We start from the raw sequence: 25547 nt of genomic DNA on the forward strand, positions 1-25547 counted from the left end.
ATGTTCCTAAAACGATTTTATTAGCCAATTTTTAACCTAAAAAAGCATGCCAATGAAGAAAAACTAAAGGCAATCATCACTGAAATTTCAATCATTATTCTTTAGTATCTAATCAAAAACCAATTATGAAAAAAAAATTACGAACAGCAATTTCGATTTTCAAAAAGCCCCCATTTTGCATAGTCGTTATGGTGATGTTATTCCTGTCAAACGCTGGTATTGCCGGTGGTTTTAAGAATATTGTACCCGGTAAAATATCGCTTACTGCAAAAATAAATAGGCGCCCCATTGCCATAACTGTAAAAGGAACCGTTACCGACGGCGCGAGTGGCGAAAAATTAACCGGTGTTTCTGTTGGTGTAAAAGGAAAACAAGCCGGAACATTGACTGATGTAAATGGAAATTTCTCCATTAATGTTGACGGAACAGAAACCTTGGTATTTTCCTATATCGGATATGAGTCTGTAGAGGTTCCTATTGGCGGAAAAACAACTATCAATGTTAAGCTTACCTCAACAAACAAAAGCCTAAATGAAGTTGTGGTAATAGGTTACGGAACTGCAAAAAAGGTTTCACTAACCGGCGCTGTCGACCGGGTATCGGGCACGCAGGCGGTGGAAGGCCGCCCTGTTACCGGTGCAATACAAGCATTACAAGGAGAATCTCCCAACCTTATTATCCAACAAAAAGGCTGGAGCCCGTCGGGTGGCGGATCTTACAACATCAATATAAGGGGCACAGGAACTACTGGTAATAATGATCCCCTGATTGTTATTGACGGAATTATTGGCGGTGATATTAACACGTTGAACCCTAATGACATTGATAATATTTCCGTTTTAAAAGATGCCGGTTCTGCCGCCATATATGGCTCCCGATCTGCCAATGGTGTAATATTAGTTACTACCAAAAAAGGAAAGCTTGGGACTAAACCCAGCATTACTTACAACGGCATATACGGTACACAAGTTCCTCACTTTACCTTTCACCCTGTAAGTGCTTATGACAATGCGCTTGATAAAAACATGTCGCTGGCCAATTCAGGCAGACCACCTCAATACTCAGATCAGCAACTGGCAGATATTAAAGCAAAGGGTGACGGCGATTGGCGGTTGGAAACAATTATGCACAATGCGCCCCAAACCAATCAAAACTTAACCATAAGTGGCGGATCGCCAACCAGCACCTATTTGATGTCTTTTGGCTATTTTGATCAGCGGAATTATTTAGAGAAAAGTTTGATCAATGGTACTTATGGATTAAGAAGGTTTAACTTTCGTTTAAATCAAACAGCTACGCTTGGTAATTTCAGTACCGGATGGAATTTAACCTACGCGAAGATCCAATATAACGAACCATTCAACGATGTAGTTGGCGACGCGCTTCGTGCTCCATTAACCGATAGTTTTCAGGATGCTCAGGGGCGTTACATTACCGGGTTTGTAACATCTAACCCATTAGATCTTTTACGTAACGGCGGTTTTCAATATACAAACAATGATGAGATAAACGGTAGCTTTAACGCTGCTTATGCTATTACGCCTGCTTTTAAAATCAGAGCAGTATTCGGCGGTACAGTGAAGGCAAATACACAGTTACAAAGGCAAGTCGACTTAAAATATTACCCTACAGGAGAGTCTAACTCAAGCAGGCAAACGGCTAACTATAACACCAAATCGCTTGCTACAAATACCAACTTAATTGCCGAATACACTAAAAACTTTGGTAAACATTCCTTAAATGTTTTGGTGGGTGTAGCAAATGAGTCATATACATCAGAGGGAAACGGTGTGCGTAAATCATTGACTGACTCCCTGTTGGGTGTTCCAACTACCGGCACAATAATAGATCCGGGTTCAAACCCAGGCACCGGCGGTTCATACAATTCCCTTACAAATACCACTGAAACCAGTCTTAACTCCTATTTTGGTCGCGTATCCTACTCTTTTGCCAATAAATACTTTTTAGACGGTACATTCAGAGGCGATGCCTCTTCAAACTTTCCTAAGAATAAGCGCTGGGGATATTTCCCTTCAGTAGGCGGCTCCTGGCGTTTAAGCGAAGAAGAGTTCATGAGCAATTATAAAGAGAAAGTAGGTGATTTGAGGGTGAGAGCAAATTATGGGGTATTAGGAAATCAAAACGTTAGCGCTTATCAATTTACATCTTCATTTAATACTAATGCCAATGTATACGCCTTTAATAATACTTCAACAGCAGGTGCTACTCGTAACCTCGCCAATACAGATCTTACCTGGGAAAAGGCAGCAACGCTTGATGTGGGCGCGGATGCTACATTCTTTAATGGCCAGTTAACGGTAGGTGCCGATTATTTTAACAAAATAACAAGAGATATCCTTGCTCCACGGCAGGACGTTCCAACGCTCTTTGGGTCAGGCTTCCCTTCATATAATGTTTCTAAAGTTCAAAACAGAGGGTGGGAATTAAAAATAACCTATGCAACCAGAGGAACATTCGCGCAGAACTTCTCATTCAGTATTTCAGATGCCAAGAGCAAATTACTGGCATTCAGTTATGGTCAAACAGAAAATGTATTCCAGAGAGAAGAGTTTGAGTTTGTTCGCAGGGTAGGTTTCCCTATAACGGTTTATCAGGGCTATAAAACCAATGGTTTGTATCAGTCACAGGCAGAGGTTGACAGCTACCCCAGGTTTGCGAATTATACCACAGGCCTGGCTCCGGGCGACTGGAAGTTTGTTGACAAAAACAATGATGGCAAAATTGACGCACAGGATAAGTTCATTTTAGGCGACCCTTTTCCGAGATACACATTTGGCTTTAATTACAATGCATCGTTTAAAGGTTTCGATTTAACCATATTTATACAGGGCGTATTAAAAAGAAGCGCCCTGATAAGAGGCGAATTAATTGAACCTTACCACTTTAGCAATTATGGAGGCACGGTGTATGATAGTTCGAGCGATTTCTGGACACCGCAAAATACCGATGCTAAATATCCCCGCTTAGCCGAAAACGGAACGGTGGCTAACAATAATGATTACCGTACCGGCTCTGATATGTATTTATTTAATGCCGCCTACGGAAGGCTTAAAAATGTACAGATCGGGTATTCTTTGCCGGCCGGTTTATTATCTAAAATAAGTGTAAAAAGAGCAAGGGTATATTTTACGGCTCAAAATATACTCACCATATCGCCTTTGAAATTTACCGACCCAGAAGGAACTGAGTTCGGTAATAATCTGGATAACACTGTGGGTGCTAACAGCCCACGCGGATATCCGGTGCCTGTTTTCTATGGTATGGGTTTAGACATGACTTTTTAACAATTAAAATTAAATTATTATGCGTTTAAGATATTTTAATAAAACAAAATTCATCATAATCCTTGTGGTTGCTGTGGTAGGCTGTAAAAAGATTGACCTCAGCCCGAAGGATAGGTATACCGATGATAATTTTTGGCAGGTAAACGGCAATGCATTCAATGCGCTGGCTACTTGCTACAGTCAGCAAATTAGCGGCGGGCAACCAGGATCGAGCAGTGCTGCGCAGGCTTATTTTTACAACGAAGCTCTTTCTGATAACGCGTTTTGTCCGCTTGATGTTAACGTTGGTACGCCAACCCAGATATCAAGCGGCAGCGACGCTAATTTTAACCCAGGCATAAACAGGGTTAAATACGAGTGGGGCAGTTATTATACCAACATCAGGTCATGCAACCTGTTTCTGGAAAACATAGATAAGAATACCACATTGGGTACCCCTCTTATTGAAAGAATGAAAGGCGAAGCCCGATACCTCCGGGCGCACGCGATTTTCAGGTTAACAAACTTTTTTGGCGATGTTCCTTTGATTACAAAAGTTCAAACCCCGGAAGAAGCGAAAGTTGTTTCGAAAACGCCCAAGGCCGATGTGATAAAGTTTATTCTGAGCGAACTGGATGCCGCTGCCGCTGTTTTGCCAAAAAGAGAGGAACTTGCACCTGCCGATCGCGGGCGCATAACAAAAGGAGCTGCAAAAGCCATGAAGGCCAGAGTGTTATTGTATAACAACCAATGGGCCGAGTGTGCAGCTGTTTGTGAAGACCTGATGAATAACCAGCCCGAGAATGGCACTTATACTTTGCAGGCTTCTTTTCCCGATATTTTCTCCGCTACCAATAAGTATAATTCGGAGGTTATAGCCGATCTGGGGTACCAGCAGCCTAACCGTACCTGGACTGATTGGTCTGACTTTGGACCTTTTTATACCGGATCCGGGGCTACCGCGGCAACCAATAGCAACCTGGTGCCCACCCAGGACCTGGTAGAAAGCTACCTTACCCTGGATGGTAAAAACATATTTGAACCGGGTTCAGGCTACGATGAAAACAATGCGCCTTATGCAAACCGCGATCCGCGTTTAGGTTATACTATTGTTTATGATAAATACCGATGGATAAATAATTTAGGCAATTCGCAGATAATCTATATTAAACCCGGAACCGCGCCGGATGCCACCAATAAAAAGAATGAAGCCGGTCCTACAGCTACAACTTCCGGATACTATTGGAGGAAATATTTTGATCCTACAGCTCCGGCCGGTACTTTTAATTATGGCGAAAACATAGTTATACAGCGATGGGCCGAGGTTTTATTGATGGAGGCCGAAGCAAAAACCATGCTGGGACAAATGGATGCAACCGTTTGGGATAAAACAATAAAGCCATTACGCATAAGAGCCGGTTTTGTTAATACTTTAGCATTAAATTATCCCGGTAATACCACCATGAAGATGATTGACCAGGTCAGGAACGAAAGAAGGTGCGAACTGGCTTTTGAATCGTTGCGTTATGACGATATCAAAAGGTGGAAAATTGCAGAAGTTGTGCTGAACCACCCGCCGGGCAACGAGGTGCGTGGTGCCAAATTTGCTTCAAATAATACCGCCTTCCTGAAGTTAGTGGTCAGAACATTCAACCCGGCTAAACACTATCTGTGGCCCATTCCTACAGAAAGTATCCAAACCGACCCGAACCTAACCCAAAATCCGGGATGGTAATGGGTAAATTAGGCTTATCATTTCATTATTGAAAAGATATAGTAATTTGTTAAAAAAATATAAGGTAAGATGTCAACCCCGGGCATCTTACCTTAATTCAAAATAAAATGCATTGGCTGCATTTTATTTTTTCATTTTATTAAAATTTGCCATCAACTACATATATTAAACCCAACACAACTACAATCAGCTATCATGAAAAAGAATTTTGTATTAATCATTATCTTTTTGTTTGCCATAAGCCGTTCGCAAGCTCAAAAAACGCCCGTTAACTATGTAAATCCATTATTGGGCACAGCTACATTATGGGATGCCAAAGACGCGGGATTTGTACCTACCAAAAGAGTGTGGGGCGCAGAAGTGTTTCCTGGGTCATCGGTTCCTAATGCCATGGTTCAGTTAACTCCGGTTACGCAATTTCATAGTGGTTCGGGTTATCAGTATGAGGATAAGGTTATTTATGGTTTTAGCCACACCAGTAAAGGGCACTGGAATTTATGTTATATCCCCTTACTGCCGGCTACGGGAACCATAACTGCCGATGATTATAAGTCGGAATTTAGCCACAAAAACGAATCGGCCCATCCGGGTTATTATCAGGTTTACCTGGAGCGCTACGGCATTAATGCCGAACTGACCTCAACATTACGGTGTGCCTTTCATAAATATACCTTTAAGACCGGGGAACATAAAAAACTAATTGCAGACCTTTCCATGTCTAACGAGCGGGTTAAAAGCTGGAATATTACTCAGGAAGGGGACAATGTCTTTACAGGCTTTCAGCAAGCCGGCGAAAAAATGTATTTCTACGCGGTTACCAATCACAAAATAAAAAGCATTGATTCGGTAAAAAGTGAGTCGAAAAGAAACGAACCAAAAACTGTACCGGTTGTGAGTTTCGAAGATGCTGATAAGCCCCTGGAAATGAAGATAGGGTTTTCATTTGTGAGCATAAAAAATGCAAAGGAAAACTTAGCGAAGGAAATGCTAAATAAAAGCTTTGATCAGGTACGGAAAGAAGCTGCAGACACCTGGAATGATCTGCTTTCAAAAATTACGGTTACCGGTGGTACCGAACGTCAAAAGGGATTGTTTTATTCATGTCTGTACCGGTCGTTTCTGTGGCCCGCTTTGCGCAGTGACGCAAACGGCGATTTTACAGACATGAGTGGTAAGGTGGTTAACAAAGGGTTTAATTATTATACCGAACCTTCTTTATGGGACGACTACCGTAATAAACTGGTGCTCCTCGGTTTGCTTTCGCCTAAGGTAACCAACGATGTGATCAAATCATTAATAGATAAGGGAGAAATAAGAGGGTTTATGCCAACCTTTTTTCATGGCGATCATGCATCGGCCTTTATTGCCGGATCGTATTTAAGAGGATTAAGAGATTATGATATAAAAAGTGCCTATAACCTGCTATTAAAAAATGCTACTGTTGAAGGTGGTACCAGGCCGTATATAACCGAGTTTAATACCAAAGGTTACATAGCAGAGCTTGATGTAGAGCACCCCGTTACCAATACCGTTACCAAAGCGGCGGTTACCAAAACACTGGAATACTCTTATGACGATTACGCGGTGGCCCTGTTGGCCAAGGAGCTAAAAGATACAGCTAACTACCGCATGCTTATGAGTAAGACCGGTAATTATAAAAACGTATTTGATAACGCAACAGGGTTTATGCGCGGTCGTTTAGCCGATGGTAGCTGGGTGAAAAACTTCAAACCGGATTACCCTTATTTTGAATATATGTACCGCGAGGCCAATGCATGGCAGTCAACCTTTTTTGCTCCTCATGATCCAAACGGCTTAGTTGGTCTTTATCCAAACAAAGCAGCTTTTGAGCAAAAACTGGATTCACTTTTTACCATTCCATGGAAAGGATATGAAGCCGAAAATATATCAGGCTTTATTGGGCAGTATTGCCAGGGAAACCAACCCGATCACAGCACGCCGTTTATGTATTACTTTGTTAACAAGCAAGAAAAATCACAGGTTATACTGGATAGTATCATGAACCATTTTTATGGTATGGGCAAAGAGAAACTGGCTTATGCCGGCATGGATGATGCCGGTGAAATGTCATCATGGTATGTATTTAATGCCATGGGATTTTATCCGTTTTCGCCTGCTGATGCTAAGTATATCGTTTCTGTACCGCTATTTGACAAGGTAGATTTTAAATTTGGAGGGACCAACCGAGGCTTTACTATCATCAAAAAAAACTCTGGTAAAAAGATCAGCGATATCAGTTATGATGGCCAAAAAGTGAATGGTTATTTTATTGATGACGCAGAACTAAAAAAAGGTAAAACATTGGTAATAACAACCGGCAAATAATTAAACAATCCCGGCTCCTTTACTCAGGCAGCCGGGACGATGATGGTGATCTGGGCGTCGGAGGATTCGTCGTCCCGATTATCGTAATAATAGCTACTGTACAAACCGCCCAGCTCCAAAGTATACTTGACTTTAATTTCTTATATGCCTCCACCTCTAAGTACTATGGAAGTGAGTGTCAGAAAAGCATAGACCCCGGTGGTTTTCATGAAACTGATGCTGGCAGGTTATTTTTTTGATCCGGTTATCTTACTTTACTTAGCGATTTATATATGCTAATTAACACTTCTTTGCGGGTAGTTACCCCCGGTTTAAACCTTGTTTTTAAACCAGACAACTTATTCCATATCGCAACCTGCTGATTATCGACAGGAGCTTCCAAATTAGCCTCCCAATCCGGCAGGTAGCCTTTCAAACCCATTAATTGAACCATCTTAAAATCCAGGCTTGAGGGATTAATATCTTTGTAATATATTAAAGTGGCATGTTGATCAATTAATGTACCCTGTAATTGGCTATTGTTTATGTCTCTTATACGGGTATTGTTATCAATCGCCAGTGATGCAGCTATCCCGGCCGCTTGCCCAAGGGCCATCCAACAAGGCTCCATACGAATAGTAGAAAAGCCTATATGGCTGCCTGATACCGGTACCGGTAAAATCAAATTATCTACCTGTTTTGGAACCATTACTCCCAATGGTACGGTATAAATAGCCGTTGGATAACTGATAAAGCCGTCAAGGTGTATTTTACCCGGCTCACGCTTTCTTACAGCATGCGAATCAAGCGCGTAGTGGCTTGCAGTGACGCTTGATGGATGCACTGGCGGGCGCTTACCTGGCGATACAGGCGTTGCATCATGTGCGGTGAAAAAATACATAGCCTCAAAACGACGGCCCTCCCTGATGTATACCTGGCGGGGAAAGTGCTCATTGTCGTTATACTCATCTTTAGCCAAACCCCACTCTCTCGTTGCTTTACGAAAACTTTCAGGAAGCTCTTTTTCATTTTGCGCGAAGTAGATGAGACCGAGCGTATATTCTTTTAATCGTTGTGCAAAAGCGTCGCGCCAGGCCCAGCCAGATGTAGGCCAGGGCCAGTTCTCCTCGGGAAGATCAGTAGAAATAAATGACATGTGCTGATTATTGCCATCAGTTTTGTGGTTAGGCAAGGTTACCATATTGGTTATTTTGCCAATTCCCCACCTGTCTCCAGGTATTTTAGTTACACCGCCATTTGCGAGGTTCTTACGGTTATCTTCCATCATTGCGGTGGTAACCTGCTTCATTTGCACACCGGTATGGTTGCCTGTCCAAACATCTTCTATCATGGAAACGTACTCATCCCTGTTATATTTAAGCGGCTTTTCAATGGGTACACTATTCGATGGGTCATTGGTAAGGCATATCCTGTAGTTATACGATTGTACTGCATTATCTGCCTGGTAAGTACTGCCTTCTCCCTCTGCTCCCTGCCAGTATTTGTAAACCCTCCCGGCTCCGGGCTCATTAAATTCACCTTTACCCTCGCGGCCAACCCTGAAAGGTATTTTGGCTGCTGCGCCCAGGTCGCCCTCATAAGTTGCATCTACAAAAACCTTCCCTTCGTAGTCCTCCTGTTTTTTTGTATCCCTGTTTAATATGCTAATGCGGGATATTTTACCATTTGCTATTTGGATATTTTGCGGCTCGGCATCAAACTGGCGCATCTTAAGTACTGTTATTTTACCGGCATGCTCCGCCAACATCTGTCCAAATATCATTTCGGCAACTGATGGCTCAAAGTGATACCCATCACTGCATGCTTTAACCTGCTCAGATGAAGCTCCGTATTTGTCAGTATAGTATTTTTTAACGCGTTCAACAAATTCTGTAAACAGACCTGTGGTAGCGCCGCGCGTGGCAATATCGGTTGCCCCTAACCCGTTGGCAGGTAACCCGCCTACATGCGAGGTACGTTCAAGAATTAACGATGTTTTACCTAACCTGGCAGATGAAATAGCCGCCATGATACCGGCAGGAGTTCCACCAACAATCACCAGGTCGTATTTTTTTATATCCGTGCCGGATACGCCGGGTTGCGCCTTAACAACCGTACAAAATGCAATGCCTATAAAAAACAAGAGTTTAATTTTCAATGGAGCTATATTCATGCTTGTAAATGTTTTTTGGTAGTTTATTTAACAGGAACAAAAAGAACAGCATCAGCAATGATGGCCCCATCTGCATTTTTATTTGAAACCTGTACATACGTTTTTTTTCCACGGGATAAATTATAAGACCCTAATGAGATCCACTCTCCCGATGTTTGTCCCTGAACCTGGATATCTGCCTGGTTTATTACCTTTTCAGTAGCCTTTTGTCCATCATAAATGGTAAAAATAGTTTTAGCTGAAGCATTCTTTACTTTTGGAAAATAAGAATACACCTGATAGGTACCACCTTTAACCACTTCAGGAGTAAATTGAACAGAGTTGATTGTTGACGCTTTTGAAGTATCCACCAGGAATGACGGGCCGTAACCGCCGTTCTTTTCAGTTTTCCAATTACCTGTTACTTGCACATTAGCATCTCCATTATCAACCAATAGCTCCGGTGTGCTATTATCTGCAAGGGGGTTGCTTTTTAATATATGCTGCACCGCTGTTACATTTACTTGCTGTACCGGTATCTTTTTATCAATTGCCTGGCAGGCAGCTACAGCGGCAGACTGACCTAAAACCATAAATACCGGCTCCATACGTATTGAACCGTAGGCGATATGTGTGGCTGATAAACATACCGGAACAAATAAATTAGCCGCTTCTTTTTCTTTTGGGACAATTGCCCTGTAAGAAATAGGATATGGCCCAAAACCACCAACTTCTACATTCCCTTCATTTTTTACGACCCCGCTTACAACCTGGCGGTCGCAATTATGGGAATCCATAGTGTAGGCAGCCATACCAACACCATCATTGGCTACTTCCCTACCCTGGCAATAATGCTGGGTCATTACCAGTTCGCCAATCATCCTGCGTGCCTCACGGATGTAAAGCTGTGGCGTCCAGTTATGATTATCTGTAAATTCATCTTTCGGGTATCCCCATTTTTGCATTTCAGTCCTGATATTTACCGGGATACGCGGATCATTACCTACAAAATACAGCAGGCCTTTCGTATAATCCTCATGCTGTTTCCAAAGGATAGCCCTCTTGTTATAATCGGCGTCGGGATAATCCCAGTTCATACCGATCATATCAGTAGAAAATCCACCTTTGTTGTTAATATCTGTTTTGCCATTGGGCATTATACTCCATATAAAAACATCACTAAGTGCTTTCCAGGGCTTTTTTTCCTTTAAACGCAATAACAGTTCATACTTTTTAGGGTCATAATTTTCGGGCTTGGTAATAGCGATGCGATTTTCGGGTACATTAGTAAGTGTGATACGGAAGTTATAGGCCTGAACCTTTTTATCACCAGCACCTTTTGGCTGTAATTGCAAACTGCCTATACCCCATAGCAAACCGCTTTTAGAATCGCCAGGTACAACATAGGGATCTATCCCATCAGGAAACTGATGCCCTTCCATTACCTCCACACCATTTACGGTTTCATTATACTGGCTATTAGCTTCTCTGCCAACGCTATAAGCAACGCCTGCCAGCGCCATCAGGTCACCTTCATAAGTACAATCAATAAATACTTTTGCGCGGATAGTTTTGCGATTAGCAACAGTTGGTGTGGCCGCATTTTCAACTACAATTTCCTGGAGTTGATTTGCCGACTTATTTACTTTTATAATACGGTTTTCATATAAAACGTTAAAGCCGGCCATCTTCACGTAATCATTAAATATGCCTTCTGCAACTTTGGGTTCAAAAATCCATTGTTCAAATTTTTGATAATGTTCACCAATACGGCGGTAAAAGTCTCTGGCCAGGCCAGTCACTACATATTTATTGCCAATATCCGTATAACCCAATCCTCCTGAGGTCATTCCTCCCAAATGCTTGCCGGGTTCAATAAGTATGACTTTTTTGCCCATTTTTTTTGCAGTATACGCAGCAATCACGCCAGCGGAGGTTCCGCCATATACACATACATCTGCCTCTATAATACTTTCTTTTTGTGCCTGGGCATGAGGTATACCACTAAAGCTTAGGGCAACCAGTAAAAGGGCTATAATCTTTTGATACTTCTTCATAACTATCAGTTTGTTAAATGATTAACATAGTGTTAAAATTGATAAAAGAAAAGCCTGCTGCTGTTCAACAGCAGGCTTTAAATCAGTATTGTTTATGCCGATAGATAGATCTCCCGGCTTAATAGCCCGGATTTTGTGTCAGCTTTGGATTAGTAACAATCTCAATATTAGGAATTGGCCAAAGGTAATCCCGGTTAACATTAAACAGCCTGGTTTCTATTACACGCATATCAGCTTTATTAGGTACATTATCATATTTTGCAATTCCGTTTGCATCTATAACAGGTGCAGTAGCTAATAATCCCTTCGGTATACGGCCATAAAAAGGTCCGGTCATTACCTGTTCAGCTATTTTCCAGCGACGTATATCGAAAAGCCTTACGCCCTCCATCGCCAATTCGTATAAACGTTCTTTGTGCACAATAGAACGAAGTTCGGATTGTGATAACCCTGATGGTATTGCGGGCATGTTTACGCTTGGCCTTTGACGAACGGCATTAATAGCATCATAAACGCTTGCATCTATCTGGTTGCCTTCTATCTTAGCCTCGGCATAGGTTAACAAAACTTCAGCATATCTTATCAGTATGATATTCAATTCAGAATTGGACACGTCTACCTTGTCGGTTAAATCTACGTATTTACGCCAGCAGTAACCGGTAAAAGAAGCATAAGCATGTATAGCATCCTGGTTATCTATCCTTGTTGCCGGGTTTGTATTATAATTCCAGCATTTAAGACTGTCCTTATGTGTTTCAAACTGATAATTAAAGTATACAGAGCCTGGCAATGCCACTGTAAAAGCAAGCCTCGGATCGCGGTTCGCAAAAGGTTTTGCCGGATTATACAATGGTGATTTATCAATTGTTAAACCATCCGTACATTCAAAAGCATCAACCAATGATTGTGATGGAACTTTATTGGCAGTACCCTGCCCGTTTCTTGATAATAAATTGCGGGGTACAGAATGTGTCCTTTTTGCTGTTTTTAAATACTGCAAAGCGAGAATGATCTCTTTAGAACTTTGACCGTTGTAAGTAAACAGATCGCCAAAATTGGTATGCAGGCTATAGGTATTTAAATCCATTACCGCTTTGGCGGCAGCAGCGGCAATATCCCATTTACCATTAAATAAAGCGGCGCGGGCTTTAAACGCAAGTGCGGCCCCCCTTGTTGCGCGGCCAACATCAGCTGTACCATAAGTTATCGGCAAATCTTTTGCGGCCTCATCTAACTCGGTTAAAACAAAGTTTAAAACTTCTTCCTTCGTATTTCTTGGAATCTGCGCTTCATTTAAAGACAATACTTTTGTTACCAGTGGTACGCCACCATAAAGTTCAATTAAGTTTTGATAGGCAAATGCTCTACCAAAACGGGCTTCTGCAACAGACCTCGCATAAATTTCAGGAGTGGTTTTGTCTTTTACCTTGCTTATATTGTCTAATATAAAATTACACCTTGCAATAAGCTTGTAAAATGAACTCCATAAACTTAGCGCATAGTCATTATTGCTATCCTGGCTACCTTTACCTAATATTTGAAGGCCACTGGTGTTACGGTCCCAGTTAATATCTGTTGCCGCATCTATGGTAGTATTAAAGGGCATAGCATCAGTAGGACTGATAACCATAGCAGTGTAAATACCATTTACTGCCAGTACCAATTCATCCTGACTGCTGAAGAAAGATTCATTTGAAGGGCCCGATAAAGGGCCTTTATCTAGGTAGCCTTTATTGCAAGCCGAGCCTGCCAGAACCAGGATAGTGATTAGTAAACAAAACTTTATATTCTTTTTCATTTTTAAAATATTAAAAATTAGCACTTAAACCAAAACTGTAAACCTTAACCTGCGGATACACACTTACAGTTCCAACGGGTGATTCAACATCAAATCCATCCCAGAACTTATCAAGCGTGAAAAGATTTGAACCGTTTACATATAGCCGTAATTTTTTAATTCCGGCCATGCTGGATATAGAAACAGGGAAAGTATAACCTATCTGTACATTTTTAAGCCTCACATAAGAAGCGTCTTTCATCCAAAAGCTTGAGTTTTGCTCATTGTTAGATTCACCAAATGCCAGTCGTGGATATTTTGCATTAGGAGTTGCAGGTGTCCACCGGTCTTTATTAGGTTCAAGTATGGTACCGCCTAAATTCCCTACGCTAAATGGCATTATTCCTGGTCCCCAAAGATAAGAGTTGCCTTTTCCCACGCCCTGTAAAAGAAAGCTTAGGTCAATTCCTTTATAAGAGCTGTTAAAATTAACACCAAACGTATACCGTGGAATTGTGCTCCCCAAAACCACCTTGTCATTATCATTAATTATACCGTCGTTGTTCTGGTCTTTATACTTTAAATCACCCGGGGCAACCGTGCCATATTGTTTTGCATGGCTTGCAACATCCTGGGCATCTTTAAAAAAACCCTCTGCCTGTAATCCATAAATAGAATTGTAAGCATAACCCTCCTGGCTAACCTGAAGCCCGGTTTGGTTTATACCCCGCATATCAACCACTTTATTTATTACATCAGATAAGTTTACGTTTATGCCATATTTAAATTCATTTATGTTTCCTTTATAACCTACTGCTACTTCCCATCCCTTGTTACTAACTACCCCGGCATTCTGAAACGGGGAACTTAAGCCAATAATTAAAGGAATATTCAGTTGTAAGAGAATGTCTCGTGTTTTCCTGTTATAGTAATCAGCAGATATGGTAAGATTGGAAAATAAAACCATGTCAATACCCACATCAGACATTTCGGTAGTTTCCCAGCTGATATCCTGGTTAGCCAAATTATTAAGGGCGGCAATATTTACAATTTGTTTGCCCAAAGTCCCTGAACCTAAGTCTACAGATGTTACAGATGGATAAGTGCCTATGTTTTGGTTACCTAAGCGCCCCCATGATGCCCTTAACTTTAACTCATCAACAACATTTTTAAGTGGTTGCATAAAGTTTTCTTGTGATATACGCCATCCGGCAGAAACCGAAGGGAAAAAGGCGTACTTATTTCCTGTAGAAAAACGTGAAGATCCGTCATAACGGCCATTCACTTCTAACAGATATTTTTGCTTGTAGTCATAATTTATCCTGCCAAAAAATGAACGCAGCGCCCATTCTTCGGATGTACCGGTAGTTTGCTGATTTACAGCCGAGCCAGCATTTATTACCGGATAATTTGGCAATAGATAGGTATCGCGGAAAGCGCTTATATAATCATTATGGTAATCTTCTTGTGAGGCACCTAAAAGCACTTTAAGCGTATGAGCTCCAAATCCCTTATTCATGGTAAGTGTGGCCCGCATGTTGTTATAAACTGAACGACTGTTACTTTCTGTTAATGAAGTTAAAGCAGGCGATTTATAACCTATAGTTCCATCAGGATAATAGGTTTGAATAGACTTGTTGAAATTTTTACCGATAGTTTCTCCCAGTTTAGGTGCTATGGTAAATTCGGCCGTAAGCCACTCAACCGGGCGGTAATTAAGCGATGCATTGATAATTCCAGATGGGCTGGTGGTTTGATTAGTGCCCCCATCTATACTTGCAGCAACCGGGTTAAGGCCGTTCCAGCCAATACCCCATGTGCCGTTAGAATTTCTTGCTAACTGGTTGGCAGGAATACCATCCATATAGTTAAATACATTTCCGGTACCTATAGCAGGCTCTTTGGTTATTCCGTTTACAAACTGAAGGTCGAATTTCATACTCAGTTTTTTTGAAAACGTGATATCGGTATTATTACGAACGGTATAGCGCCTGTAACCTGAGTGTTGAATGATGCCCTTTTGATCAAAATATCCTACAGAGGTAAGCACGCGGATATTATCTGATCCGCCGTTAATATTTACAAAATGGCTTTGCTGAAAACCCGAACCTGTTAGTACTTCTTTTTGCCAGTTTGTATTAGGGTATTTATCAGAGCTTACCCCGTTTTGGGTACGGTACTGTTCAATTAAATCATTAGGATATAATTGGGTTCTGCCTACATTGGTATATGCCTCATTCATCAGCAGCATATGATCAAGTGCATCCACCACATCAGGCATATTTGTTGGTTTTTGCCATCCGGCATAGCTATTATAGGTTATGCTGATTTTTTTGCCCGAGCCACGCTTAGTGGTTACTAAAATAACACCATTTGCAGCGCGTGAACCATAGATAGATGCTGATGCCGCATCCTTTAAAATAGATATGGATTCAATAATATTGGCGTCAATATTATTCATTGTACCTTCTATCCCATCAATCAATACCAAAGGGTCAGAGTTACTACCGCTGCTGGTGGGTATAGTTCCAACCCCTCTGATACGAATAGTACCCGCGTCGCCACCCGGCCTGCCCGAGCTTTGTGTAACAGTTACCCCGGGCGCTATACCTTCTAAAGCCGCTGATGTTTGTCCAACCGGACGGGTATCAATATCCTTACCCGTTACTACTGAAACAGCACCGGTTAAATTCACTTTCTTTTGTGTTCCGTATCCAACAACTATCACTTCATTTAATGCGGAGGCTTTCTCTTTAAGCTGGATATTGATCGTGTTTCTGCCGTTTACTTCTACTTCCTGCGTGGTGAAACCTAAATAACTAAAGGCCAAAGTGCCGCTCCCATCCGGGATGCTTATGGAATACTGCCCATCATTATCGGTAGTTGTACTGGTTGACGTTCCTTTAAGTTTAATATTAACCCCCGGGAGAGGCGCCCCTAAGGTATCAGTTACCTTACCCTTAATAGAAAGAGGAGGTAATGGCGATACGGATACCTGTTGTACCAATTTAGGTAACCGTCTTATGATCACTGTTTTTTGGCTGATGGAATAAGTTAATGGCTGGCCGGCAAAACATTGTTTAAGCGCATCTTCAATCGAAGCGTTTTTAAACTGGGCATCAACAGGTTTAGTACCTTTCATCATTCCATCGGTATACAAAAAATTGTAATCCGTTTGTTTTCGAATCTCTTTTAAGACATCTTCAAGCGAAGCATTTGCTTTGTAAAATGTTACTTTTTGTGCATCAGCTGCGAGGCTTATTTGCAAAAGCACAGTAATCAAAAAAGCAAATGTTAGGTTTATTCGCATAATGATCTTTCTTTTATTTGCCGAGTTGCAGCCAAAAAGCTTCAAATCTGCAACGATAAGCATTTTGTCAAGGACATAAGCAGGGAGCTTATACCCGGTTTGAGTAAAAATTTTCATACATTTGAACGTTTGGTTTTTAATTGGTTATTAGATTGTTAGTTGCGATTTATATGCTAATTCCAGACATTTTGAGGTTCCGCTGGCAGGCGGAACCTTCGTATTTCAGGAGCGCATTTATGGTGTGTGTTATGGCATAACTATTATCCTTTTCTTTCCCGGTTCTGCCGGATCGTTTTCTGTTTTAAAATGAACGGCCCCTGTTAATTGCAGCATATCCAACACTTGTGCTACATCTTTAAATTTGGATATTGTACCTACAAATCCTTCTTTTGTAACATTACCTTCGTATTGAATATTGATATCATACCATCTTGATACCTGGCGCATAATGCTGCCGATATCTTCATGTGAGAAAATAAAATAGCCATTTTTCCAGGCAATGGCTTGTGTGGCATCTACATCTGATATTTGAATTTTAGCTCCAACTTTTGCCTGTTGGCCCGGCTTTAACAATTGCGAAGCATTGGTTTTAGCTTGAACTATTTTTACACTGCCTTCCAGTAAAGTTGTGTTTATTGTAGCCTCATCGTCATACGAGTTTACATTGAAATGTGTACCTAATACTTCAACGGTTTGGTTAGCTGTAATTACCTTAAATGGTATGCGGCTGCCCTCACGCCCTGCAACAGAGGGACTGGTAAGTTTTGCCACTTCAAAGTATGCCTCTCCCGTTAGTTCAACTACACGTTCATTATTGGAAAATGCGGCCGGGAATTTCAATGAAGAAGCAGCATTAAGCCATACTTTAGTTCCATCAGATAAAGTAACCTGGTATTGCCCCCCACGCGGGGTAATAATAGTGTTATATAAAGCTGGTGTATTGGAGCCCAACGGGTTTGATGCATTGTATATAATTTTGCCGCCTGTTGTTTTGCGGATATCAATATTAGCCTGTTTGGCTAATATACCGTTCTGTACACTATCCAATATAATCTGTGAGCCATTGGCAAGCGTAAGCACAGCTTTGTTTCCACCCGGAGGAATTTGATTTTTTGATGGGGTTTTAGCTGCTGTAATTTCCTGCTTTTTACTACTCCGGGATGATAAGAAATAGGTTGTAATTGAAGCAATCACTATAAAAGCAGCTGCTACTGAGGCTATCTTTTTAAAAGATGGCCATAACGTTTTTACAGACTTAACTTGTTGATCTTTTTTATCTAACTCATCAATCCCTGCCTCAATCCTGCTGGCCAGGTGCGGATATAGCATTTGCTCTTCATTCAAATTTCTTTGGGCAGCAAACTGATATTTATCAATTATTCGCTGCACCTCATCCAGGGGCGCGGTGTTTAGCCATTCCATGAATAATTCATGTTCACGTTCCGTATGCCGGTTGGCTATATATTTTTCCAGGAACTCATTAAGTGATTTTTCGTCCATCATTATGGTAGAGACGAACGAACCGGACAAAAGAACCCCTTGAGGTGTATTTTTTTTTAGAATGTCCTGTTGGAATACGAATTAGAGAAAATTTCCCCTTATTAAAGTCCCATTACAACTCAAAAAGAGAAATAAATAAGGCTAAAAGCAAAGTAAGCTCAGCATGCTTCTGCAGATATGATTTGATAAAGTGTAAACCTGAATATAGTTGTTTTTTCACAACAAATTTTGAGATATCTAATCTTTCGGCGATCTCATCAAGACTAAGGTCTTCTTTCGTACGCATTTCAACTATTAACTTTCTCCTTTCGGGAAGTAGGTTTATTGCATCCTGGGCTATTTGATAATATTCTCCATAAATAATTTTAGATTCAAATCCTTCAACGCTTTCTTCTGTACCATCCTTGAACATCGAAAATATTTTTTCCTTAGTTTGATTTCTTCTTATTTCATCAAGCATAAGGTTTTTGGCGCATTGGTATAAATAGGCTTTAAAACTTGTGATGTTTTTTAATGACGCGCGACGTTCCCATATTTTAATAAAGACATTTTGGACGATATCTTCACTTGTCTCCTTTGATTTGGTAAACAAGTATATATAGCGATAAAGACTATTAATATATCGTGAATAAAGGGCAGTAAAGGCTGTGCGCTCGCCTTCAATAATACATAGTATTAATGCCCTTTCATCTTCATGCTCGGTCATTTAAATAATTAGATTTATAATAGTTGGTAAACAAATGTAATAAATAAAATGAGCCGGATAATTAATGTTGGATGATATTTGTGATTATGTTCTTGACCTGATAGCTCTTGAGCCATTTGAGCTCGTTGATTATTGAACTAAGAGGCAGTTAATGGCGTTTAGTAACTTTTCAGCCTTTGCATTTCGGGCTCAGCAAGGAAAAATTAAAAATGGGTTTGCAGAATGGAGAAGGTCATTCCATTTACATCAATCGGTTTAGGATTAAGCCCTGCTCGTACGGTCTTTCATATGATCCCGTTCAGCCAGCTCTCTGGGGGAAAACCCGAAGGATTTTTTAAAAGCAAATGAGAAATGCGAAAGTTCCTCAAAACCGACTTCCAGGTACACCTCGGATGCTCTCCGGCCTTTTTTGTCCATCAGAAAGTAGGCTTCTTCCAGTCGTTTCCGGATCAGCCAGCGGCTGGGTGTGTCATTGAATACTTTCTTGAAATCGTACTTGAACCGGGTCAGGCTTCTTCCGGTAAGAAAAGCGAATCGCTGGATGGCGACGTTGAACCTGAAGTTGCGGTTCATAAACGACTCCAGGTCTATGGTTTGCGGTATACCGAAATCAAAAAGAATCTGCGCCAGTTCAGGTTGCACTTGCAGCAGGATCAGCAGCAATTCCTCCCTTTTAAGATCGGCAAAGGTATTGCTGATGGCTCCCTGTTTATTATAGTACAGTTTCAGCGACTGCAGAAAATTACCGATCAGTTCGTTCTTTTTGATGCGGATAAAAGCATCGTTATTTACTGCTTCACTTGCCTTGACTTTGTGCTTTTGCTGGAACTGCTTAAGAAATGGTTCGTCCAACATGATGATCACCTTCTCGAATTCGTCGTTTTCCTTTTGCTTGTTGTACCGGGCTAAATGGTTTTTTCTGACCAGGCAATATTCACCTGCGTTCAGTGTGTAATCCTTATGGCCGTCATAACCATTCATGATCCCTTTGGCGAGGTGTAAAAAGAAATGTTCGGCAACAAAATTCTCGGGGGAAATATGGGGGCCGATATAGCAGGACGTGATCTGTTTAGCTTGCATAACTTTATTCATTTAATTGATCCCTTTCCACCATTGCTTAAAAACCTGTGAACTGTCATTCAGCCAGACAACTTCCCCGATCATGGGGGTGGCCAGCCGGTACGGCTTTAGACTGGAAAGTTCGGTTATTTTGATCAGCGGCTCATCCCAGGGGTGCTTGCCCAAGATAAATTTAGAATGGTGTACCGGAAGCAGGTTGGCCGCTTTCAGGTCCAAAGTTGCCTGTACCACTTCTTCAGGCAGGTTGTGGACGGAGTTCCAGGCCTTGTCGTATTGCCCGTCCTCCATCACTGCCCAGTCTATGGTTCCATATTTTTCTCCTATTGCTGCGAAATGGTCATCAAAACCGCCGTCACCGCTGATATAGATCTTTGTTTTTGGTGTTTGGATCAGGTAAGACATCCATAAGGCTTTGCCGCGGGTGAACTCTCTGCCGGAATCATGGTGCGAGGATTCAGTGTTGATGATAACACTGTCATTCACGGCAATTTTTTCGTACCAATCCTTTTCAATAATCTGCTCCGGTGTAAATCCCCAACGCTCGAAATGAGCGCCCGTTCCTAAACCGCACACCACGTACCTGATCTTGTGTTTTAAAGCGAGTACTGTTTCATGGTCCAGGTGGTCGTAATGGTCATGCGAGATCAGCAGATAATCGATTTCCGGAATTTCGCTTGTCGCGTAAATATTGCTGCCCTTAAAAGCTTTCGGTCCCCAGGGTAAGGGTGACGCTTTCCCGCTGAAGGACGGGTCAATCAGGAACCTGATGCCGCCGGCCTGTATATAAACCGAGGAATGGCCGAACCAGACGATCAGGTCTTTGCCGGGTGGTAACCCTTTCAGGTTTGTTTTTACAGACGGCAGGGAATCTTTCGGAGCCCGCCTGGGATAATTCTTGAATAGTGTTTTGTAGAGTTCGCCGGTAAAACTATAGCCTTCGCTGATCGTGGGCGTTTCCACACGGTTATGAAAGCGGCCATCCTTAAAATGTGGTGATTTTTCTATCCTCGCCAATCGGGTCCCCTTAGGCAATTCGCCGAATTGCGGCTGATGCATAACGGCACAGACAGCTACAAACAGTAATAACACAACAGCTAAAATGATCAGCATCGGACGTTTTAGAATATTCAGTGATCTTTTCATAGCTTATGGCAAACAGGAAAAAGCAAATATCGGCATTAAAAAGTCAGTTAGCTTTGTTGAGCGGTCTAAATTTACTTTGTTGAAAGGTCAGGAAATCGCTTTGGTCAGTGTGACCAGTTCTAAATGCGTTTTAGGCATGCCAACGTTCGCCTGCTTCGGAAAAGCTTGCTTGTAACCGGTATTAACATATCCCTGCCGTTCATAAAATCGAATTAATTCAACCCGCACGGTGATCACAGTCATCATTGCCATTGTGTAACCCTGTTGTTTGGCATGATCTTCCGCCGCCTTTAATAATCGTTTGCCTATTCCCTGGGTTTGCAACGCCGGGGATACGGTCAGCATGCCGATATAAAGTATGTCCTCTTTTTGTTCCAGTTGGACACAGCCAAGTATCATATCCCCGGGCTGGTATTTCAGGATGGTAATAAAAGGGTTATGTAAGAGCGCAAACAGTTCATTTTCATCTATTCTTTCGCCGTCCAGTAATTCCGCTTCATTCGTCCAGCCCTGCCTGGAACTTTCACCCCGGTAGGCGCTGTTTACCAGTTCGGCCAGTTGCCCTGCACCCTCCGGCAAAGCCGGCATAACTCCCTTATTTATAGCCATATATTTTTCATTAAAGCGCGTGTTTTGCCAGTTCCTTAATGTCGCTTATCTCCAGCACCTGCTTGCTGCTACCATCGATAGCCGCATGAATCATAGCCAGGCCTACTTCCTTTAAGGTGCTGACACGGTTCGGCATTAATATGGCCATCAATTTTACAATAAGTTTATAAGCCGTTTTTACATTTTGCTGTCCCGTGGTGGGGATCATGCCGCCGGGACGAAAATTATATGCCTTTTTAAAAGGCAGTTTCAGCAGGGCATTTTCCGTCCGGCCCTTGACGCGCGCCCACATCACCTTGCCTTTTTCAGAACTGTCGGTATGACTCCCGGAAACAAAGCAAAAAGTTAATTCCTTATTGAACCGCAATACCGCATTGGCAAAGGCGATGGTCGTATCGTAGGTGACTTTCGTATATTGTTCCTCGCTCATCCCAGCGGAACTAATCCCGGCGCAGAAAAAACAGGCATCGTATCCTGCCAGTGTTTCTGCATTGGCATCTGCTTGCTGCAGCTCAGGAACAATCAGCTCTTTAAGCTTCGGGTGTTCCAGGTTAAATGGCCGCCGGTTGACCATAAGTACAGTTGAAATGCCTGGGTGTCGCAAACATTCCAATAGTACGCCCTCACCGACAAATCCGGTAGCTCCCGTGATAATGATTTTGATGCTCATTTTTTTGATGATAAAATACAAAGCTCGGCATTAATTTGCCACGCCGCTTTGTTGAGCGGTCTAAATTAAATTGCCATATAATTATTTGGATAACCTGCAGAAGTAGCAGCATCATTACCAGTTGTAAAAGGCCTGAAGGCTTCTGCGGGCTTTAAAGGATAGTACCGGTATGCCGTGCTATCAGCAGTCGGGGCGTTGTAAGCCAGTGTAACATAGACTATGGATGACCGGTTAAACGCGATGATGAACGATAAAGTTTTCAAGAGGATCGATTTAAGTTATAACGTTGATAGGATGCCGAGGCGTAGCGTCGACCCGCCCACAGCAATACCGCAGCGATGCTGCCAAGAATTAAGTAGTTGACCGCGATAGCCATGCCGAGTTTACCGTGCCCGAACACGTTGCTGAGCAGGGCTACAAAACTTGGCCCCAGCATCATTCCGGCGCCATTGTACCACATGATAAAGACGGCCGAGATGCGGCTGCGATACTGTTCAGGTGTGGAAACCTGCAGCGATGCGCCGGCTACACCTGCAAAAGGTTGAATGAACTGGATGAGGCCAAAACAAACCAGCGGGATGATCACCTGACGATCAAACGTGAAGCCTAAAAAGCCAATGACCGCCACCAGCAATGCCCTGATCACAAAATGACTCAGGTGCGCATCATAATGGCCTTTTTTAAAAACCCGGTCAACCAGCCAACCCGCAACAAGAACGCCGCCTACACCGAGGGGAACACCGATAAAGCCGAACAACAGCCCGATATTTTTAGCGTTCAGCTGGTGGGTCCTGGTCAGGTATTCCGGTCCCCAGGCGGCAGCGCCGTTCACCATGACACTCAGCAACCCGAATCCCGCGAAATGGCAGAACAGAAAAGCGCGGTTCTCGCGGATGAACCCGGAAAGTTTTCCGGAGTTATTGGGGTTAGCCAGATTTGCTTTTCCTGAACCCGGAGGAAGTAAAAAGATCAGCAGCGCAATGAGAAGGCCCGGAACACCCGCGGCCAGGAACACCCATTGCCATGGCTGGACATGTTCTAAAAATGGCAGCGGCATTAACGGCCCTTGCGCAGCTTTGCTGATCAGGTAACCGCTCAGAATGAACGAAACGGCCACACCCACAGTTGAACCTGCACTAAGTGCCCCCATAGCGGTAGAAAGCCGGTCAGCGGGAAATAGCTTGGTGACAATATTCCATCCTGCAGGCTGTAAGACGGATTCACCCAGCCCGACAAAGCACCTGGCGATCAGCAGTGCTGTAAAGCTACCGGATAAGCCGCTGGCAATAGTAGCGATCGACCATAGCATAACCCCTGCATAAATAAGCCAGCGGTTGGAATATTTGTCCACCAGCCAGCCCATCGCCACGCTTCCCAGCAGGAAAAACACAGCGAATGCCGGTCCCTGTAACAAGCCGAACTGAAGGTCATTAATACCAAAGCTCTTTCGGATAGGCGCAATCATCAGGTTGATAGAATTCCGGTCAACCATGGATAGAATTACCAAAAACACGATAATGACTATACTGCGCCAGGCCCCGGCGCCCGTTGTATCTTGCTGTTTCATCGGCTGTTTAAATAAATAAGTGAGGGCGGTTAAAACTGAAGGCGGTAAACAAAATTCGGGAACAAACCGATCTGGTAAGCGGTGCTAACCCTTTCAGTTGCCGGGTTAAAGCGCTGGTCTACCAGTACATTCTGGTTATTGGTGATATTTTGTATATCCAGGTAGAAAGCGTGGGTAAGTTTACGCTTTTTACTATTGATCGTTAGGCCCACTTTGATGTCCAGTCGGAAAAAAGCGGCATTCTGCGCGGAATAAGCCGCATCTCCGGTTTGTAAGATCTCCCGGTTGTTGGCAATCGAAGCCGCATAATCTACCGGTGTATAATAACGTCCCCCGGCACGGGTCAGCTTCATATCCAGGCTGATCTTGTTGTTTTTGCCCGTTTTCCATTCCCGGCCGGCCAGCAGATTGTATACATATTTTCCGTTAAAAGCTGTATTCCGCTCGATGCCGTCGCTGCCTTTGTATTTCGATTGGTACAGGCTACCGGTGAATAAGCCGTAATAACCGTTGCTAAAGAACTTTTCTATCGTCAGTTCTGCGCCGTAATTGGTGCCGGTTCCGCTGTTGTTCAGATGCCCTTCTTCATTGTAATAATACGAACGTGCGCCCGCATTGAGCATGGAATAGCTGCTCAGCGTATTGCTCACCGGCACATCGTATAACTGCTGGTAATACAGTTCTGCCTTGACCCGCCAGTTCTGTACCGGTAAAACCTCATAACCGATTACATAGTGGCGGCTCTTGGTAAAACCCAGGTCCTCATTTGACTTGTCGGTGGTTCCGTCGGTATTTTTTGACTGGTAGAAATAAATGTCGGTAGGCTGCATCTGGCTGTGCATGCCGAATCCTGCACTCAGCGTGCTTTTATCTGTCAGCTGGTATTTTAGCGACGCGCGGGGTTCCAGTGACGACGAACTATTCAGTGTAAGATATTGCGCATGAAGGCCAACATTTGCCACCAGACGATCGGATAGATCATATTTCAAATGGGCATACCCCTGCATAAGGGAGGTGTTGCCCTTAAAATCCCAGATCTGTACCCAGTTATGCGGCGGTGACACCCGATCACGGTAAAAAAGGTTGATATCGATCAGTTCCTCAATAGCACCAATCTTCAAAAACAACCTGGGACTAATGTTGCTGTTAAAAGAAGTGTTAAGGGAATAACGCGACTGATCCATCGTTACTTCAACTACGCGGGCCGGGGCTGTTACACCGATGCTGTCAATATTTTGTACCGTGCCTGCATAAGTAACGCCCAGCACCGTATTGAAATAAGATTTGTTGCTGACCCGGATAAAGTGTTTCAGACCGAGCAAACCTATCCTGCTTTTCATATAGGAATCTCTTTCCGGATTACCGAAGATATCATCGGGGTCGACTTTGTCGTGCAGGATATCAATGCTGCTGGTTCCGCCGAGGCCGAACAGCGTGAACCGCCCCAGCTTTCCGTTGCCGCTGTTGATCTTAAAGGAAAGATCCTGATAAAATGGCGTGGCGGCGGTGCCTACCGTGATACCCAGCGATTGGGCCAGGCCGGTAAATGAATACCGGAAGGCGGCGACATAGGAAGAACCTTTATCCTTATTGATGGGGCCTTCGGTCATCGCTTCAAGACCGGTAAGCGCA

15 protein-coding genes are annotated in these 25547 nt (G+C 42.9%); 3 read left to right on the plus strand and 12 right to left on the minus strand.

Annotation, left to right across the window (positions count from 1 at the left end; translation table 11 throughout):
• The first annotated feature begins 125 nt into the window (after positions 1 to 125).
• The 3 genes from M2273_RS04140 (at position 126) to M2273_RS04150 (ending at position 7365) form a co-directional block, all read left to right on the plus strand.
• Positions 126 to 3305: a SusC/RagA family TonB-linked outer membrane protein gene (locus M2273_RS04140; RefSeq protein WP_429393353.1), complete on the plus strand. Its 3180-nt coding sequence runs from the start codon at positions 126 to 128 to the stop codon at positions 3303 to 3305.
• A gap of 19 nt (positions 3306 to 3324) precedes the next feature.
• Entirely contained in the window at positions 3325 to 5019 is a 1695-nt protein-coding gene (locus tag M2273_RS04145; protein WP_429393355.1) for a RagB/SusD family nutrient uptake outer membrane protein, read from the plus strand.
• Between the two features lie 195 nt (positions 5020 to 5214).
• The gene (locus M2273_RS04150; protein WP_429393358.1) at positions 5215 to 7365 is read left to right on the plus strand and encodes a GH92 family glycosyl hydrolase; all 2151 of its coding nucleotides are present in this window, start codon (positions 5215 to 5217) and stop codon (positions 7363 to 7365) included.
• Positions 7366 to 7609: 244 nt separating this feature from the next.
• Here the strand turns inward: M2273_RS04150 and M2273_RS04155 are convergent, their stop codons facing one another.
• The 12 genes from M2273_RS04155 to M2273_RS04210 form a co-directional block, all read right to left on the minus strand.
• Positions 7610 to 9517 (minus strand): FAD-dependent oxidoreductase, encoded by a 1908-nt coding sequence (locus M2273_RS04155; protein WP_429393360.1) that lies wholly within the window; start codon positions 9515 to 9517, stop codon positions 7610 to 7612.
• Positions 9518 to 9540: 23 nt separating this feature from the next.
• Complete coding sequence (locus tag M2273_RS04160; RefSeq protein ID WP_429393362.1) at positions 9541 to 11553, minus strand: FAD-dependent oxidoreductase; 2013 nt, start codon at positions 11551 to 11553, stop codon at positions 9541 to 9543.
• Between the two features lie 118 nt (positions 11554 to 11671).
• Positions 11672 to 13351 carry a RagB/SusD family nutrient uptake outer membrane protein gene (locus M2273_RS04165; protein WP_429393365.1) on the minus strand — a complete coding sequence of 560 codons (1680 nt, stop codon included), beginning with the start codon at positions 13349 to 13351 and terminating at the stop codon, positions 11672 to 11674.
• A 10-nt stretch (positions 13352 to 13361) separates the two neighbouring features.
• Positions 13362 to 16757: a TonB-dependent receptor gene (locus M2273_RS04170; protein WP_429393368.1), complete on the minus strand. Its 3396-nt coding sequence runs from the start codon at positions 16755 to 16757 to the stop codon at positions 13362 to 13364.
• A 129-nt stretch (positions 16758 to 16886) separates the two neighbouring features.
• Positions 16887 to 18143: a FecR family protein gene (locus M2273_RS04175; RefSeq protein ID WP_429393370.1), complete on the minus strand. Its 1257-nt coding sequence runs from the start codon at positions 18141 to 18143 to the stop codon at positions 16887 to 16889.
• Positions 18144 to 18252: 109 nt separating this feature from the next.
• Complete coding sequence (locus M2273_RS04180) at positions 18253 to 18846, minus strand: RNA polymerase sigma factor (protein WP_429393372.1); 594 nt, start codon at positions 18844 to 18846, stop codon at positions 18253 to 18255.
• Positions 18847 to 19107: 261 nt separating this feature from the next.
• Positions 19108 to 19926, minus strand: coding sequence for a helix-turn-helix domain-containing protein (locus tag M2273_RS04185; protein WP_429393374.1), 819 nt, complete (start codon positions 19924 to 19926; stop codon positions 19108 to 19110).
• A gap of 12 nt (positions 19927 to 19938) precedes the next feature.
• Positions 19939 to 20940: an MBL fold metallo-hydrolase gene (locus tag M2273_RS04190; RefSeq protein WP_429393377.1), complete on the minus strand. Its 1002-nt coding sequence runs from the start codon at positions 20938 to 20940 to the stop codon at positions 19939 to 19941.
• 216 nt (positions 20941 to 21156) lie between these two features.
• Complete coding sequence (locus tag M2273_RS04195; protein WP_429393379.1) at positions 21157 to 21678, minus strand: GNAT family N-acetyltransferase; 522 nt, start codon at positions 21676 to 21678, stop codon at positions 21157 to 21159.
• Between the two features lie 10 nt (positions 21679 to 21688).
• Positions 21689 to 22348, minus strand: coding sequence for an NAD-dependent epimerase/dehydratase family protein (locus tag M2273_RS04200; RefSeq protein ID WP_429393381.1), 660 nt, complete (start codon positions 22346 to 22348; stop codon positions 21689 to 21691).
• A gap of 65 nt (positions 22349 to 22413) precedes the next feature.
• Complete coding sequence (locus M2273_RS04205) at positions 22414 to 22611, minus strand: hypothetical protein (protein WP_429393384.1); 198 nt, start codon at positions 22609 to 22611, stop codon at positions 22414 to 22416.
• Positions 22608 to 23915 (minus strand): MFS transporter, encoded by a 1308-nt coding sequence (locus M2273_RS04210; protein ID WP_429393387.1) that lies wholly within the window; start codon positions 23913 to 23915, stop codon positions 22608 to 22610. The genes M2273_RS04205 and M2273_RS04210 overlap by 4 nt, the downstream gene beginning before the upstream one ends.
• Positions 23916 to 25547: the final 1632 nt, after the last annotated feature.

This window comes from Mucilaginibacter lappiensis, from assembly GCF_050433765.1.
Lineage (GTDB): Bacteria > Bacteroidota > Bacteroidia > Sphingobacteriales > Sphingobacteriaceae > Mucilaginibacter > Mucilaginibacter lappiensis_A.

Coding starts and splice junctions, on each gene's coding strand:
- M2273_RS04200 (WP_429393381.1), bottom strand. CDS start 22,348: ATGAGCATCAAAATCATTATCACGGGAGCTACCGGATTTGTCGGTGAG.
- M2273_RS04160 (WP_429393362.1), bottom strand. CDS start 11,553: ATGAAGAAGTATCAAAAGATTATAGCCCTTTTACTGGTTGCCCTAAGC.
- M2273_RS04195 (WP_429393379.1), bottom strand. CDS start 21,678: ATGGCTATAAATAAGGGAGTTATGCCGGCTTTGCCGGAGGGTGCAGGG.
- M2273_RS04140 (WP_429393353.1), top strand. CDS start 126: ATGAAAAAAAAATTACGAACAGCAATTTCGATTTTCAAAAAGCCCCCA.
- M2273_RS04150 (WP_429393358.1), top strand. CDS start 5,215: ATGAAAAAGAATTTTGTATTAATCATTATCTTTTTGTTTGCCATAAGC.
- M2273_RS04180 (WP_429393372.1), bottom strand. CDS start 18,846: ATGACCGAGCATGAAGATGAAAGGGCATTAATACTATGTATTATTGAA.
- M2273_RS04165 (WP_429393365.1), bottom strand. CDS start 13,351: ATGAAAAAGAATATAAAGTTTTGTTTACTAATCACTATCCTGGTTCTG.
- M2273_RS04155 (WP_429393360.1), bottom strand. CDS start 9,517: ATGAATATAGCTCCATTGAAAATTAAACTCTTGTTTTTTATAGGCATT.
- M2273_RS04185 (WP_429393374.1), bottom strand. CDS start 19,926: ATGCAAGCTAAACAGATCACGTCCTGCTATATCGGCCCCCATATTTCC.
- M2273_RS04145 (WP_429393355.1), top strand. CDS start 3,325: ATGCGTTTAAGATATTTTAATAAAACAAAATTCATCATAATCCTTGTG.
- M2273_RS04175 (WP_429393370.1), bottom strand. CDS start 18,143: ATGATGGACGAAAAATCACTTAATGAGTTCCTGGAAAAATATATAGCC.
- M2273_RS04170 (WP_429393368.1), bottom strand. CDS start 16,757: ATGAAAATTTTTACTCAAACCGGGTATAAGCTCCCTGCTTATGTCCTT.
- M2273_RS04210 (WP_429393387.1), bottom strand. CDS start 23,915: ATGAAACAGCAAGATACAACGGGCGCCGGGGCCTGGCGCAGTATAGTC.